Source organism: Patescibacteria group bacterium (genome assembly GCA_041659765.1).
In the GTDB taxonomy this organism is placed as follows: domain Bacteria; phylum Patescibacteriota; class Patescibacteriia; order UBA9934; family UBA9934; genus JAGORL01.
The window spans coordinates 570,117-583,412 of record JBAZXR010000001.1 but is presented as its reverse complement, the minus strand read 5'-3'; the positions used below and the strand labels follow the sequence as shown (position 1 = coordinate 583,412).

Below are 13,296 nucleotides of genomic sequence, written 5' to 3'. Positions count from 1 at the left end.
ACCTCCGAAGGCTTTTCTTTTTTATGGCAAAAATTGCAATCAATGGTTTTGGGCGAATCGGTCGAAGCGCGCTGAAGGTGGGTTGGGGTAAGAATGGATTCGATGTTGTGGCGATTAATGATTTAACTGACGCTAAGACCTTGGCTTACTTGCTGAAGCACGATACTAATTATGGTTTGTGGGACGTGGAGGTTGTAGCTGAGGGCAACTCGCTCGTGATTGGCGGGAAGAAAGTCGAGTTACTAGCCGAGAAAGATCCGGCCATGTTGCCCTGGAAGAAACTGGGTATTGATGTGGTTATTGAATCAACCGGTTTTTTCACTACTCAGGAAAAAGCTGAGGCTCATATTAAGGCCGGCGCTAAGAGCGTAGTTTTGTCGGCCCCAGCCAAGGGGGGAGATGTGCCTACTTATGTTCGAGGCGTGAATTGTGACGGCATAGCCACTGATCGCCATGCCGTGATCAATAATGCGTCGTGCACTACTAATTGCGTCGCTCCGGTTACAGCGGTTATTGAGGAAGCCTTTGGCATAGAAAAAGCGATCATGACCACGGTTCATGGTTACACCGCCTCGCAGGCTCTTGTTGATTCGCCGAGAAAGGATCTTCGGGAGGGTCGAGCCGCGGCTGAGAACCTGGTGCCAACTTCAACCGGTGCCGCTATTGCGGTCACCGAAACTATTCCAGTACTTAAAGAAAAGTTTGACGGCCTATCTATTCGTGTCCCGCTCGCGACGGTCTCGCTTTCCGATATGACCTTCGTCCTCAAACGCGATGTGACTATTGAAGAAGTGAATGACGCGCTCGTAAAGGCGAGCGAGACGCCAAGATTCAAAGGCATTCTCGGTGTCAGTTTTGAGCCGCTCGTTTCGAGTGATTATGTTGGCGACTCTCGATCGGCAATCGTCGACGCCGAACTCACAAATGTCGTCGCTGGCAACCTCGTAAAAGTCGTCGCTTGGTATGACAACGAGTGGGGCTATTCAAACAGACTGGTTGAAGTTGTTCTCATGGCTGCCGCACATAAACTCTAAGTATGAGAGTGCAAACAATGCTTGGTCGAATCATAGCAGGAACGAATGAACAGCTTTTTGGGCCGGCGCTCGTGCTTCTGCGCATAGCTTTCGGCGCTATACTCGTCATGTCTTATCACACCACGTTTCTATTTTGGCTTGAACCATTCGCGCTCGTGATCGGTGTTCTATTCATCGCCGGACTTCTTGTGAGACCCGCTAGCCTAGTCGTGCTCCTGGCCTTGATCGTGCTCGATATTATGCTTATGCCGCTCCCCATGCTGAAGATGCTCATCTGGCCACAGCTTATAGTAGTGAGTGTGGCCCTTATGGGACTTGCTGGCGGTCTGGGTAACGCCTTCGGACTCAACGGTTTGATTCTTCGTAACATTAAAAACCCCAGTGCGGTCGTTAAGTTCCTCTTTTCCTAACATATGAGCCAGAAGGAGAATATTGTTATTTTAGGCGGGGGCTTTGTCGGCCTTACTTTGGCGCGGAGACTTGTTAAAGCGGGGGTGGTTGGGAAGTCTTGTGAAGTGACTGTGATCGATAAATCTTCGTCGCACACCTATACACCCTGGCTGTATGAGGTGAGCTCAGGCTATTTGTCGAGGAATGATGGTCGGAAGGGCCGTTGCCAGCTCTACACTTCGGCGAGCGTGCCATTTGTGGGGATCCCGGGATACAAGGATGTCCGTTTTCGCCAGGAAGCGATTACCGGTGTTGATTTTCGATCGCGTTCAGTATTTCTGGCTGACGGTTTAACAGTTCGTTATAGCATTTTGATTATTGCGCTCGGAACTGAGTCTAATTATTTCGGTATTCCCGGCTTGCCGGAACATTGTTCGCCGCTGAAATCTGCATCTGATGCGGTAGATATTGAGAGACAGGTTAGGGATTTGCTGGTTGATGCTTCATCAGCTAACCAAAAGAACATTTCTATTATCGGCGCCGGACCAACCGGAGTTGAATTTGCCGGTGAGTTCATGATGTCTATTCGAAAACAAATAGAACGTGGCGAGCTTGCAACTGGCGCAGTAAAAGTGTCATTGATCGATAGAAAATGTCCGCTCGGGGCCTTTCCGGATTCGCTAACGCGCGCAGCTACGAAGCGTTTAGAAAAACTAGGTGTTAATGTGCTGTGCAATCTGGCGGTTATGTCTGTTAACCAGAAAGTAATTGAGCTCAAGAATGCCGCGGGTGACGCCATGGTTCATCCCTGTGATTTGGCGATTTGGAGCGGGGGAGTCGCGCCGGTTTCTGTTATCAAGAGCCTGGGTCTGCCACTGGATCCAAAAGGCAGAATTCTGGTTGATCCGATGTTTGCCGTGAAGGGTAAGAAGAATGTCTATTGCGCCGGGGACTGTGCTTCGCTTATGAATCCGCTTTCTAATTCAGTCGAGCCAATGACTGCGCAGAGCGGAGTTGCTCAAGCGAAATGGATCGCTAAGAATCTTATTGCGCAACTCACCGGTCGTTCGATGACGGCGTATCCCTTTAGAGCGCGTTGGGATTCTTTGATTGCCGTTGGCGGTACATACGGCGTTGGTTACGTCTTTGGCCTTTCTATTAAAGGCCCGCTAGCCTTTTATCTTCGTCGGCTAGTTGATGGCCGCTATTTCTTTTCTATCCTCCCTTGGCCATACGCCCTGCGGAAATGGCTAAAAGGAATTGTTTTGTATAATAAGAATGATTAGTTATGCATCTCCGAACTTGGACATCTTCCGATATTACATTAGGCACGCGGGTCTTTTTGCGTATCGACGGTAATGTCCCGGTGGTTCGAGGCCAGGCAAAGGATGGCGCGTATGGGCGGTTGCAACAAACGATTCCGGAGATTGTGAAGCTTAGGGCGCATGGAGCCCGAATCATCTTGGCGACGCATCTCGGCGACCCCGGCGGAAAAGTCGACGATCAATTGTCGGTTGTGCCCATTGCTAGACTGCTCGCGGAGAAGCTTGGCAAGCCTGTGCGCGTGTTATCTGGTATCGTCGGGCAGGCTGTCGAGCGCGAGGTGCTTGGTGCTGACGCAGGCGAGATTCTCATGCTCGAAAATCTACGTTTTGATCCTGGCGAAGAAGAAAATAGCGTTGCTTTCGCAAAATCCCTCGCGCGCTTGGCGGATGTGTACGTGAATAACGCCTTTGGCGTGTGTCATCGGGCGCATGCGTCGGTCGACGCCATTACCCGCGAGCTTCCGAGCTTTGCGGGCGAACTCGTTGTTCGTGAAGTAAGGACGCTCGAGAAGCAGCACAGTCATCCATACGTCGTTGTGCTCGGCGGGGCCAAGCTTGCGACGAAGTTGCCGCTAGTCGAACACCTGGCCGAGCCGGCGGATGTCGTTCTCGTGGGCGGAGCGCTCTGTTTGCCGCTCTTGCATGCGCTTGATAGACCACTTCCCGAGAAAGTGAAGAAAGACATGAAAGTAGAAGACGTGAAGGCGGCGGAGAGTCTGTTACGAAGATACATGGAGAAAATTATTCTGCCCGAGGACCTGCACATAGAGGGTGCTTCACGCGTGATCGACATCGGCCCTAAGACGACTGAGTTGTATGCATTAAAAATTGCCGGCGCGATGAGCGTCCTCTGGAATGGCCCGATGGGCATAATCGAAGAACCTGGGGCTCGAGCGGGAACTAAGGCTGTTGCCAAAGCTATTGGTGACGCTCTGCCAAAAACTGCAATCGTTGGCGGGGGAGACACCGTCGAGTTTCTTGAGTCATTGGATCTCCTCAAGGGCTTCACGCATGTGTCGACGGGTGGCGGTGCTATGCTCGCCCTTCTGTCTGGAGAAAAACTCCCCGGACTCGAAGCTCTCCAGGCATAGATGGTATTATTCACTTAGTACTTTACGCTTTAATACTTTTTTCTTTACGTTTTATGCCTAAAGAATCTTCGGGCGGATTTTGGCCGCAGTGGAGTGAGAATAAATTGTTTGCGCTTCTGCTCGCTATTTTTCTTGTCTACGGAATTGTGTATACGGGCGTGCTGATTAGGAAGTCCTTGGCTGAGACAAATAGAATTGGAGTTGCTGATCGTCAGCCGCCATCTATTTCTGTGTCAGCGACTGATACAGCCAGTGTTGCTCCCGACGTGGCTACGGTAGACCTGGGTGTGAGCAATACGGCGAGCACTCCGGATAAAGCGGGATTTGATAACGCCAGTAAGGCTAACGCGATTATTGCAGCGGTGAAAGCGCTCGGCGTAGATGCTAAGGATATCCAAACTTCCAATTACAGCGTTAATCCGTCCTATGACTATGACGTTTCTCCTGCCAGAGTTGTTGGTTATGACGCGAATGAGACCCTGACGGTTAAAATTCGTAATACTGATATTGCCGGCAGCGTTTTAGCTAAAGTTTTGTCGCTCGGCGCGACTAACATCAGCGGTTTACGATATACGGTTGAGGAACCGGCCGCGGTAGAGGCGGAAGCTCGTAAGAATGCCATCGCTAAAGCCTATGAACAGGCAGCGGCTATCGCAACTGCTATGCACGCTAGACTTGGCGGCGTAATTTCTTATTCAGAATATGACAATTCACCGTCTCCCTATCCTTACGCTTTTGATAGTATGAAAGCCATGGGCGGTGCTGGCGAGGCTCCTAGTTTGCAGCCCGGTCAGACCGAGGTTTCTAAGACCGTGCAGATCGAGTTTGCCATCGAATAAATATGTTAGACAGGATTTCCGAGGTTCACGCTCATGAGATTCTGGACTCCCGTGGAAATCCGACGGTCAACGTTACGGTTACGCTCAGAAATGGCACGAGGGGATCGGCTTCGGTTCCTTCGGGTGCGTCAACGGGGGTACATGAGGCGCTTGAACTCCGCGATGGCGACAAGAAGCGGTATCGAGGCCTTGGCGTCATGAAGGCCGTGAATAACGTGAACGGTCCCATTGCAAAAGCTATTCGTGGAATGGACGTTTTTGATGTGCGGAAGATTGACGATGTAATGAGAGTTCTTGACGGGACTGATAACAAGGCCAAGCTGGGTGCTAACGCGATTCTTGGTGTATCGATGGCTTGTGTGCACGCCGGAGCTCGTCGAGCTGGCACTCCGTTATATGTTCATCTGCGGGCAATATTTGGTATTAACCACAAGACTTGGAATCTTCCAACTCCGCTCATGAACGTGTTTAACGGGGGACGGCATGCGGATACGAACTTAGACATGCAGGAGTTTATTATTGTGCCTGATGGCATTAAAAAATACTCGAAGCAACTTCAGGCTGGCAGTGAGATCTTTCATGCTCTCGGCGATGTTCTTCGTAAAGACGGACTCGATACAGACGTAGGGAACGAGGGCGGATATGCTCCAGACGTTGGCAAGACCGAAGCGGCGCTCGAGTACCTAGTAAAAGCAACTAAAGCTGCGGGTTACAAACTAGGCAAACAGATACACTTTGGAATTGACGTGGCCGCGAGTGAGTTTTTCGACGAGCGAACCGGCAGATACATATTAAATACTGATCGGCGAAAGATGGCGGAAGATGAGATGATCGGTTTGTATGAAGAGTGGCTGGAAAAGTATCCCATGTTGTCTGTTGAAGACGGTTTGGCGGAGGATGCTTGGAGCGGCTGGCAGAAGCTGACCAAACGACTAGGCGATAAACTTCTTTTGATCGGTGACGACTTGTTCGTAACTAACATAGAACGCGTTAAACGCGGGGTGGCCGAACACTGCGCAAACGCAGTGCTTATCAAACCTAACCAGATCGGCACGCTCTCGGAAACGATCGACACCATCGAATACGGTCAGAAACAAAAATACAAAATGGTTATCTCACACCGTTCCGGGGAGACGACCGATACGACCATTGCCGATCTGGCCGTTGCCGTGAACGCTGAATACATTAAGACTGGCGCGCCATCACGTTCGGAGCGTCTCGCGAAATACAATCGGCTACTTGAGATTGAAGAAGAGGTGGACAGTTAGACTTCATGGTCATAGTGCCATCCGCTAACGCGTTCTTTGAAGACAGTGCCGAGGGTTGAGAGTCGTTGCCAGGTGCCACCTCCATATTTAGTCGATATTTTATCGAGCGAGATGAGCGCGTTTCGGTTTTTGATGTCCCTTGGAAGGAGGGGGTTGGCTCCGGCCAGCTTGACGAGTCCGCTTACGCTGACGCCGAGGAGCCTGATGCCTCGGGGGATTGAAAGGTTTGGGAGCAGAATTGATAGCGCTGTATTAGCAATAGCGAGCCCATCGAACATTGGTTCCTTAAATTGTTTGCCAAAGCCCACGCCGCCCATGTCATCATATCTCGCGTAGGTGGTGACATGCGTGCCAGCTAGTCCTTGTTTGCGCATGCGCCAGGAAACCCGGTCAGCGAGGGCGAGGAGATGCCGGCGGACGTCCCGGTCATTGTCTAGGCTGGTGGGGAAGGTGTAAGAGTGACCGACGGACTTAGGATCGTCGGTGTCGTTGAAAACTGAATCATCGCCCAGGCCTCGAGCGGCGGCGTACAAAAAATCACCGTAACTTTTGAATTCGGTACGGAGTTGGGCGTAAGAAAGCTCGCGCATTGTTTTTGTGGTAGTCGCGCCGAGCATGTTTAGATGTTTTTCGATTTTAAAACCAATGCCACAAAAGTCCCCAAGCGGACGTGAGTCAATAAAATCAAGAACGGCTTCTGGCCGGACAACCGTGAGGCCATCCGGCTTATGGGATTCAGAAGCTAGTTTGGCTATTAGGCGATTTGGTGCGATGCCAATTGAAGCCGTGCAGTACTCGCCGCAATCTCGACGAATATCGGATCGCAGCTGCTCGGCGAGTAATGTTGCGCCAAAGTAGTCCCCGCCGCTCGCTGCGGTAATGTCAGCAAAGGCCTCGTCCGTACTGAACTGTTCTACCGCGTCGGCGGTTAAGCGAAGAAGTTTCATCAGTCGTGCGGTGATCACACTGTATTTGTGCGGATCGCCTGGAATGATGATAAGTTCGGGGCACAGCTTTCTGGCTTCCCAAGTAGCCATGGCTGTCTTAACTCCCCGTTTCTTCGCCTCGCGCGAGGCAGTAGTGACCACGCTTCTCGTGTATCTCAGTTGCCCGATGTCGACCCTCGCCCGTCCCGCATGAGTCGCTGACACATCAATCGATTCCCGTCCCTTTCCCGCAACCGCAATCGGTTTCCCTCGAAGAAAGGGGTTGGCCTGCTGCTCGACTGACGCAAAGAATGAATTGAAGTCGACGTGCAGGATGATACGCATACTTACGACGAATACATCTCAACCAGCCTCCACTCTAAAGTTTCTGTATCAAGTCTCAGCTTCATGAAGTTAACGGCGTCCGAAACGGAGAAATAGAATATCCGCTTTGCTCCCTCACGAGCGCCGTGAACTAAATTTACTTTATTAACTGCATACTCTCGCTTGCCCCAAGTGACTTTGCTTGGTCGCACTTTCCGTCCCGCAAACGCTACGTCTACGTCAACTGGGTCATTGAGATATTCGTGCATATGGTCCTCCTTTAGGAATTATCGAAGCTTGTAACGAAGATGGATCGTTCTCGGTAGAGAAAGCTGAGCTAGGATTGTTCTGAAATGTTGTTTGATCTTACGGCGATGAATGCGGAGTTTTGAAATGCGTTTGTTTCGGTCACGAACAGTCACCACTGAGACGCGATAATCAGGCGCCACTTGAATGTGGCGAAGAGCTAATATGGACATAGTGAGGAGTTCTAGAGTTGTAAAGTTATAAAGTTGTAGAATTAGAACTTTCTCAGTACTGCGCGGACGACTCCCTGAATGTTAAGGTCACCTTTGATGATGAATGGCTTCATGGTGCTGTTGGCTGGCTGCAGGCGGATGTGGTCTTTTTCTCGGTAGAATCTTTTGAGTGTGGCAAAAGCGTTATCGAGCAAGGCTACAACGATGTCTCCATTTTTTGGCGAAGGATTCCGTTCAATGACCACAAAGTCTCCGTCAAAGATGCCATCCTCGATCATCGATCTGCCTTTGACCTTGAGCACATACGAGTTCATTGAATCCAGTACAAAGTCTGTCGGCACGCAGATAGTCTCTCGAGTCTCTATGGCTTCGATCGGCTCGCCAGCGGTGATGAGTCCGGCGAGCGGCAGCATGATCGCCATTGGGGACAATGGTTCGGTCTCGACTACTTCAATTGATCTCGCAATGCCATGTTCTCCTGTGTTGATCACGCCTTTATCGCACAGCGCGCGAATGTGCTGATGTACCGTGGCGGGGGACGATAGACCTAATTCCTCGGCGATCTCTCGGTACGACGGCGTGTAGCTGTTTTTCCGTACGAAAGCTTCAATGCAATCTAGTACTTCGCGTTGCTTCTTGGTCAGCGGGGGAAGTGAGGTCATAGTTTATGTCTGTATTACGTTCGGTCTTGTCTTGATCATAGCCGAACAGGAACCGAACGCAAGAAGTTCGTGGGGATAAGTTGTCGTCTCTTGGTCGTGCTACCATCTTTGCATATGAAAAAGATTTATTTTTCTCTCTTCGTACTCTCGCTTCTCGGTGCGGGCTGCACTAATTCACCGACCGCTCCGTCGCCAAGTACAGAAACCTCCATGCCGGCAGACGAGTCAGAGTTAGGCCCGGTCACGTTTGAATATACGGGAGATCTGAGTTATTCGTTAACCTTTCCCAATAGCTGGTTTGGTGTGGAGAGCGTCGAGGATTTTGGTGGATACGTAGGCGAGAGCGGACCACCAGATTTTGATGTGCCGGGAAAAGTTAGAACTTTTGGTTTTGGGGCAGACATGGTGCCACTTTTTGCCGTGATAAAAGTTGATCTTAAGTATAAAGGTCACAAATCAATTCCCGCAGAGGATACGTTCCTCGGTCAGAACTCCTTAAGCGCTTTTTACGGCGGAGTAGTCACCAGGAATAGTCAGGAATGGTCGTATTTGTATGATGGCCGACAGGACGTTTATGCAGAGCCGATGAAAGATATCTCGTCGATCTTTGACTCGTTCAAGATTAAATAGAAAAACCCGCCTGTCCCTTGGGGACGGCGGGTTTTCTGTTAGGCAATTTTTGCTTCTAGTTTCAGGAGGCGTCGTTCATGATCCTCAAGTTTGGGCTTGATGAACATATCTTGTGTTTCGGCGATTGCGTCAAGAATTCTATTTTCCGATTCGTCGATTCTTTTTTCGAGACGAGCTTCGGACACCGCGACCCGTTCATCTGTGTAATCGCGCATATCGCGAGATTGGTCGGTAAGTGCCTGTATGAGGATTCCCTTGAAGTCCTGCGTGAGCGATTCCCTGAATTTCTGTTCGTTCATAGAAAACAGTTATTGAATAAAGTATACCGCACCGTTATTTGTTCACATAGGCCCTCCGTTTATTAAGATTTTTCAAAAAAATAAACCCCGCCAAGTTAATGGGGAGTTTGATTTCTTACCCTTCTATTGCACCACGTTTCCGAGCCACACGTAATCGAGGTGTGGATAAAAAAGAATCCGCCCGCACGACATGGTCGCGGGGCGGGATCAGTTGCCGATCCGATAGGTGTGTAAGAGCCACCAGATCGTATCATCGATCATCATCTGCAGTTTTTCGTGGCAGGTATTCCGCAGATATAGAAGCGCCTCGACGTAGGCCTCCGGGATGCTGGTGTCTCCGTTCGGTGTGGGCAGTTCGCTGCCGACGACGCGGAAGGCAATTTCCTGGATAATGACGCGCTCCTCGTCCGGGGGTTCGTCAGCGTGGAGGGGGTTTTCACCGAAGTCGAAGTCGATCATCGCCAGATGACGGATGCGGTCGAGCGTACGCTCGTGAAACGGAAGCGGCTCCGCGTAGAAGTTCAGCGTCTCCTGACCGCGACAACGATCATGATCGTCATGTGGGTCGCGGCCGTACCACGCAATATAAAGTTCAATCCAGTTTTTCAAACGTCCTCCTGTGCCGACGGGATGAAGGTCGACTGATTATTCTAGCGGAAAGAGAGCAAAATGTCAATGAAATAGAAAAGCGCCTCTTGCGAGGCGCTTTTCATTAGATCGTTGTTTTGAACGAGTACTGACCGGTCGCGGGTGCGGAATCGTCTTTGTCAAAACGTTCGGCTGGTTCGTACTTGCGGAAACCGCGAGCCTTGCCCTTAGCACCGCTGCGACCCTTGAAGCCGTCCTTTTTGAAGGGAGGGCGAGAGCTTGTTGCGGGGCGAGGAGCTGGTGTCGAGTATTCGCTCGTGCTCGCTACTTTAGGGGCACCAAACGCACTTGGCGCTGGCACCGGGTAAGACTTGCCTACGTATGGTGTGCGAGCAGCTGGGCGTGAGGAAGAAGAACCCTGAGCGCGGTACTTGCTGTAAGGCTTGATGGCTGAAGAGCCAGAGCCGGCGCGTGGTCCAGAGAATGGGCGCGCACCGTGGGATGGGTAACGGTCATCAGATCCCGCTGGGAATTCAATGCGCGTCAGGCCTGTGCGCTTGCTGACTGGCAACTTCATGCGGATCAAGCGTTCAATAGAGCGAACATCCGTAGTTTGATCAGGTGTAGCAAAAGAAATTGCCTTGCCTTCTTTACCAGCACGGCCGGTGCGGCCAATGCGGTGGACGTAGTCTTCAGAAGCATCTGGCAAGTCATAGTTAATGACGAGCTCAATGCCCTTAACGTCAATTCCACGAGCAGCAATATCCGTAGCGATCAAGACGCGATAGCGGCCAATCTTGAAGCCTTCAAGTGCTTCGCGGCGTTGGCTCAAGGATTTATTCGCGTGCAGTTCAGCCGACGTGTGGCCCATAACTTTCACAGCAGCACAAATTTTCTTGGCGCCGTGCTTAGTACGAGAGAAGACCAAGATGGTTCCCTTGTATTCGCTCAAGATAGTTTTTAAGAGCGACAACTTTTCAGCTTTGTGAACAATGATGAGCTCCTGAGACACGCGCTCAGAAGCTGTGCCCTGTTGGGCAACTTCAATGCGCACCGGTGTCTTCATATGCTTGTTCGCAATAGTCACAATGTCTTGCGGCATGGTGGCGGAGAACAAAAGCGTTTGGCGATCCTTAGGAACGGCCGTCATGATGCGCGCCAACTGCGGAGCAAAACCCATATCAAGCATGCGGTCAGCTTCGTCGAGTACTAAAATTTTCACGTCAGCTAGACTGAGTGTCTTTTGCTCCATGTGGTCAATTAGACGACCTGGAGTGCAAACAATAACGTGGGGCTTAGCTTTAAGATCACGAATTTGTTTGCCCATGTTGGCGCCGCCAATCAGGACCACAGTTTTCATGCCAAGCTTGCTGCCAAGTTTGTTTAACTCTTCCTCAACTTGGAGGGCGAGTTCACGGGTCGGCAAAATAACTAGACCACGGCCCTTGTGGCGGGCGAGTCGTTCAATCATCGGTAAGCCGAAAGCCAGAGTCTTACCGGTACCAGTTTGCGCAATGCCAATAACATCACCACCAGTCATGGCGACTGGGATGGCTTTGATTTGAATAGGAGTAGGCGTTACAAACTTGTAGCTACGCAAGATTTCTTTCATCTGCGGAGCCAAAGGGAGATCGTCAAAGCTTACGCTTTGCGCCTCGGTGGCATTAACCATAAGGGTATTAGATTGATACCCGGACCCCTATGATTTCGCTGCAAAATCTGCAAAAAACCGGAGTTCGAGGTGCCTGAAATGGCACAAATATCTAAGGCGGAAGTATACACTATACCCAGTAAATAGTCAAACTTTAGCCCAAAAATAAACACCCCGCACTCTCATGGTTCCAGCAGTGGCTGGTGAGAAAGGCGGGGCGTGTTGGGTGATCTAACCGGCAATGACGGGGAAGCATTGGCCGGCCTCTGACCTCAGTGCCTTGTACTGTTCGCGTTTGCCAGGGTAGGTCCATTCGTTGTTGAGACGGATTTGCTGTCCTACTTTTCCGACGCTCACGGCGAGGAAGTGCTGTTGTTCTTCGTTGCCAGGCTCCCTAGCGGCCAGATCGCTTTCTTCGAAGGGTCTCTGACTCATCTGGTAGCCCATGAGCCAGTGCCGGAGTCCGGCGTTTTCGGTCATGTATTTCGGGAATTGCCAGGCGAGCGCCAAGGCTTCGTCGGCCGCAGCTTCCGGCGGAATCTTGTTTTCCGCAGTGAGTCGCAGCCGTCCATGCGCATTGATGATGGCCCAGCTGAGCCCGCGCGTATGCGTAGCGTCCCCGCCGGCCAAGGAGAGCTTGAAGTCCGTCCGACGGAGGTCTTTTTTCTTCCACACTCCGGACAGTCCGCGCACGTTGTCGATGCACGCGAGGTGCATGTTGAACGTGTCGAGGACTTTGTTGTCGCCAGTGTCCAGACGCGGGCGCATCACGCGAAACATGTACTTTCCATCGGGCCAGGCCGGCGCGGTGTCTTCGAGCTCAATGACCTCATCTTCAGAGAAGCCGAGGTTGAGCGTCTTGTTCATTCTGCGTAGCTGCGTGATGGCCGCCTTCACGGAGATTCTGTAGGGATTTTTCGGGAGCGTTTGGCGGGCCTTGAGGGCCTCCGCGCCAATGAGCTCTTCCAGTCCCTTGAGTGCCAGCTCAGGCGACACTTGCCCTTGACGAACCGCGGTCAGGAGCCAGCTACAGCGTGTGCGGATGAGGTCCAGCTGTTCTTTCGTAATTTCAGGCATGTATCCTCCAAAACAAAGGGTTATAACAGAACGAGTAACGGATAATTGTAGCAAATGTCAGCTAAAAAGTCAACAAAAATAAACACCCCGCGCTCTCAATCGTTCCAGCTTCGAGCTGGCGAGAGGTGCGGGGCGGGTTGCGGTGGTTAAATCACGGTTCGCGCTTCGGGAGGAGATGCCTGATCTTGCCGATCTCATCTTTCATGCCCAGCGTAAGATTCTGTTTTGCCAGGGATTCCACGATGCGGGTGAGGGATTTCGCGCCGATACGTTTGATCCGCCTGACTTCCGATTCCGTCTTTTCGCACAGTTCCCAGATGAACTCTAGCTGGAGCAGATGGGGCGGTTCCGCGTCGATGATGAGGCTGGTCTTGCAACGAGTGTCGAGCGATAGTTGCTCGATCGGCGATGCGAGAGTTAGGAGCTGCTTGTGAGACAGGTTAGACATTCCGTTCAGGTGGGCGAGCTCTTGTACGATCTTCACGGCTTTCGGTGTCGAACGCACGGTGAACGTCACGTGCGATGTCTGCTCGAGGAGCGCGACAAGTTTCTCGAGTGGTATGTCGGATAGCTTGATATCTGGGAGATCGATGGTTTTGTCGTAAATTTTGATGGTGACTGCGGTGTCCACGAGCGTCTCCAAAGGGCGAGTTTTGAGGGAACGAGTAACGAATAATCATGTCAGAAGACGGGTAGGAAGTCAATGTTCACTT

At 51.3% G+C, this 13,296-nt stretch carries 16 protein-coding genes; 7 read left to right on the top strand and 9 right to left on the bottom strand.

The genetic code is table 11. The features are described from left to right. Positions 1-23 precede the first annotated feature (23 nt). The 6 genes from gap to eno are packed head-to-tail and all read left to right on the top strand — an operon-like array spanning position 24 to position 5,947. Entirely contained in the window at positions 24-1,034 is a 1,011-nt protein-coding gene (gap, locus tag WC813_03160; protein MFA5946999.1) for a type I glyceraldehyde-3-phosphate dehydrogenase, read from the top strand. Between the two features lie 2 nt (positions 1,035-1,036). Continuing rightward, on the top strand, positions 1,037-1,444 hold the full coding sequence (locus WC813_03155) for a hypothetical protein (protein ID MFA5946998.1): 408 nt from the start codon (positions 1,037-1,039) through the stop codon (positions 1,442-1,444). Positions 1,445-1,447: 3 nt separating this feature from the next. Further along, entirely contained in the window at positions 1,448-2,710 is a 1,263-nt protein-coding gene (locus WC813_03150) for an NAD(P)/FAD-dependent oxidoreductase (GenBank protein MFA5946997.1), read from the top strand. Positions 2,711-2,712: 2 nt separating this feature from the next. Continuing rightward, on the top strand, positions 2,713-3,840 hold the full coding sequence (locus tag WC813_03145) for a phosphoglycerate kinase (GenBank protein ID MFA5946996.1): 1,128 nt from the start codon (positions 2,713-2,715) through the stop codon (positions 3,838-3,840). A 53-nt stretch (positions 3,841-3,893) separates the two neighbouring features. After that, positions 3,894-4,679 (top strand): SIMPL domain-containing protein, encoded by a 786-nt coding sequence (locus WC813_03140; protein MFA5946995.1) that lies wholly within the window; start codon positions 3,894-3,896, stop codon positions 4,677-4,679. A gap of 2 nt (positions 4,680-4,681) precedes the next feature. Continuing rightward, positions 4,682-5,947 (top strand): phosphopyruvate hydratase, encoded by a 1,266-nt coding sequence (eno, locus tag WC813_03135; protein MFA5946994.1) that lies wholly within the window; start codon positions 4,682-4,684, stop codon positions 5,945-5,947. Here the strand turns inward: eno and WC813_03130 are convergent. The 4 genes from WC813_03130 to lexA are packed head-to-tail and all read right to left on the bottom strand — an operon-like array spanning position 5,944 to position 8,338. Next, a complete protein-coding gene (locus tag WC813_03130; GenBank protein MFA5946993.1) occupies positions 5,944-7,218 on the bottom strand; it encodes a DNA polymerase IV in 1,275 nt (424 codons plus the stop codon). The genes eno and WC813_03130 overlap by 4 nt on opposite strands. Before the next feature lie 2 nt (positions 7,219-7,220). Further along, positions 7,221-7,466, bottom strand: a complete 246-nt coding sequence (locus tag WC813_03125; GenBank protein MFA5946992.1) for a hypothetical protein — start codon at positions 7,464-7,466, stop codon at positions 7,221-7,223. Positions 7,467-7,484: 18 nt separating this feature from the next. Further along, on the bottom strand, positions 7,485-7,676 hold the full coding sequence (locus WC813_03120) for a hypothetical protein (protein ID MFA5946991.1): 192 nt from the start codon (positions 7,674-7,676) through the stop codon (positions 7,485-7,487). A 41-nt stretch (positions 7,677-7,717) separates the two neighbouring features. After that, positions 7,718-8,338 carry a transcriptional repressor LexA gene (gene lexA / locus WC813_03115; GenBank protein MFA5946990.1) on the bottom strand — a complete coding sequence of 207 codons (621 nt, stop codon included), beginning with the start codon at positions 8,336-8,338 and terminating at the stop codon, positions 7,718-7,720. Positions 8,339-8,452: 114 nt separating this feature from the next. Between lexA and WC813_03110 the strand changes: the two genes are divergently transcribed. Next, complete coding sequence (locus WC813_03110; protein ID MFA5946989.1) at positions 8,453-8,968, top strand: hypothetical protein; 516 nt, start codon at positions 8,453-8,455, stop codon at positions 8,966-8,968. Positions 8,969-9,006: 38 nt separating this feature from the next. Here WC813_03110 and WC813_03105 read toward each other — a convergent pair whose 3' ends face one another. From WC813_03105 to WC813_03085, 5 genes are all read right to left on the bottom strand, one after another. Next, positions 9,007-9,267: a hypothetical protein gene (locus WC813_03105; GenBank protein ID MFA5946988.1), complete on the bottom strand. Its 261-nt coding sequence runs from the start codon at positions 9,265-9,267 to the stop codon at positions 9,007-9,009. Between the two features lie 207 nt (positions 9,268-9,474). Beyond that, positions 9,475-9,876 carry a hypothetical protein gene (locus WC813_03100; GenBank protein ID MFA5946987.1) on the bottom strand — a complete coding sequence of 134 codons (402 nt, stop codon included), beginning with the start codon at positions 9,874-9,876 and terminating at the stop codon, positions 9,475-9,477. A gap of 103 nt (positions 9,877-9,979) precedes the next feature. Then, on the bottom strand, positions 9,980-11,527 hold the full coding sequence (locus WC813_03095) for a DEAD/DEAH box helicase (GenBank protein ID MFA5946986.1): 1,548 nt from the start codon (positions 11,525-11,527) through the stop codon (positions 9,980-9,982). A 210-nt stretch (positions 11,528-11,737) separates the two neighbouring features. Next, complete coding sequence (locus WC813_03090) at positions 11,738-12,583, bottom strand: hypothetical protein (GenBank protein ID MFA5946985.1); 846 nt, start codon at positions 12,581-12,583, stop codon at positions 11,738-11,740. A gap of 151 nt (positions 12,584-12,734) precedes the next feature. Beyond that, positions 12,735-13,226 carry a hypothetical protein gene (locus WC813_03085; protein MFA5946984.1) on the bottom strand — a complete coding sequence of 164 codons (492 nt, stop codon included), beginning with the start codon at positions 13,224-13,226 and terminating at the stop codon, positions 12,735-12,737. Between the last annotated feature and the right edge of the window lie 70 nt (positions 13,227-13,296).

Excerpts from the sequence above, each read along its gene's own strand:
- gap (MFA5946999.1), top strand. The coding sequence starts at position 24 with ATGGCAAAAATTGCAATCAATGGTTTTGGGCGAATCGGTCGAAGCGCG.
- WC813_03155 (MFA5946998.1), top strand. The coding sequence starts at position 1,037 with ATGAGAGTGCAAACAATGCTTGGTCGAATCATAGCAGGAACGAATGAA.
- WC813_03150 (MFA5946997.1), top strand. The coding sequence starts at position 1,448 with ATGAGCCAGAAGGAGAATATTGTTATTTTAGGCGGGGGCTTTGTCGGC.
- WC813_03145 (MFA5946996.1), top strand. The coding sequence starts at position 2,713 with ATGCATCTCCGAACTTGGACATCTTCCGATATTACATTAGGCACGCGG.
- WC813_03140 (MFA5946995.1), top strand. The coding sequence starts at position 3,894 with ATGCCTAAAGAATCTTCGGGCGGATTTTGGCCGCAGTGGAGTGAGAAT.
- eno (MFA5946994.1), top strand. The coding sequence starts at position 4,682 with ATGTTAGACAGGATTTCCGAGGTTCACGCTCATGAGATTCTGGACTCC.
- WC813_03130 (MFA5946993.1), bottom strand. The coding sequence starts at position 7,218 with ATGCGTATCATCCTGCACGTCGACTTCAATTCATTCTTTGCGTCAGTC.
- WC813_03125 (MFA5946992.1), bottom strand. The coding sequence starts at position 7,466 with ATGCACGAATATCTCAATGACCCAGTTGACGTAGACGTAGCGTTTGCG.
- WC813_03120 (MFA5946991.1), bottom strand. The coding sequence starts at position 7,676 with ATGTCCATATTAGCTCTTCGCCACATTCAAGTGGCGCCTGATTATCGC.
- lexA (MFA5946990.1), bottom strand. The coding sequence starts at position 8,338 with ATGACCTCACTTCCCCCGCTGACCAAGAAGCAACGCGAAGTACTAGAT.
- WC813_03110 (MFA5946989.1), top strand. The coding sequence starts at position 8,453 with ATGAAAAAGATTTATTTTTCTCTCTTCGTACTCTCGCTTCTCGGTGCG.
- WC813_03105 (MFA5946988.1), bottom strand. The coding sequence starts at position 9,267 with ATGAACGAACAGAAATTCAGGGAATCGCTCACGCAGGACTTCAAGGGA.
- WC813_03095 (MFA5946986.1), bottom strand. The coding sequence starts at position 11,527 with ATGGTTAATGCCACCGAGGCGCAAAGCGTAAGCTTTGACGATCTCCCT.
- WC813_03090 (MFA5946985.1), bottom strand. The coding sequence starts at position 12,583 with ATGCCTGAAATTACGAAAGAACAGCTGGACCTCATCCGCACACGCTGT.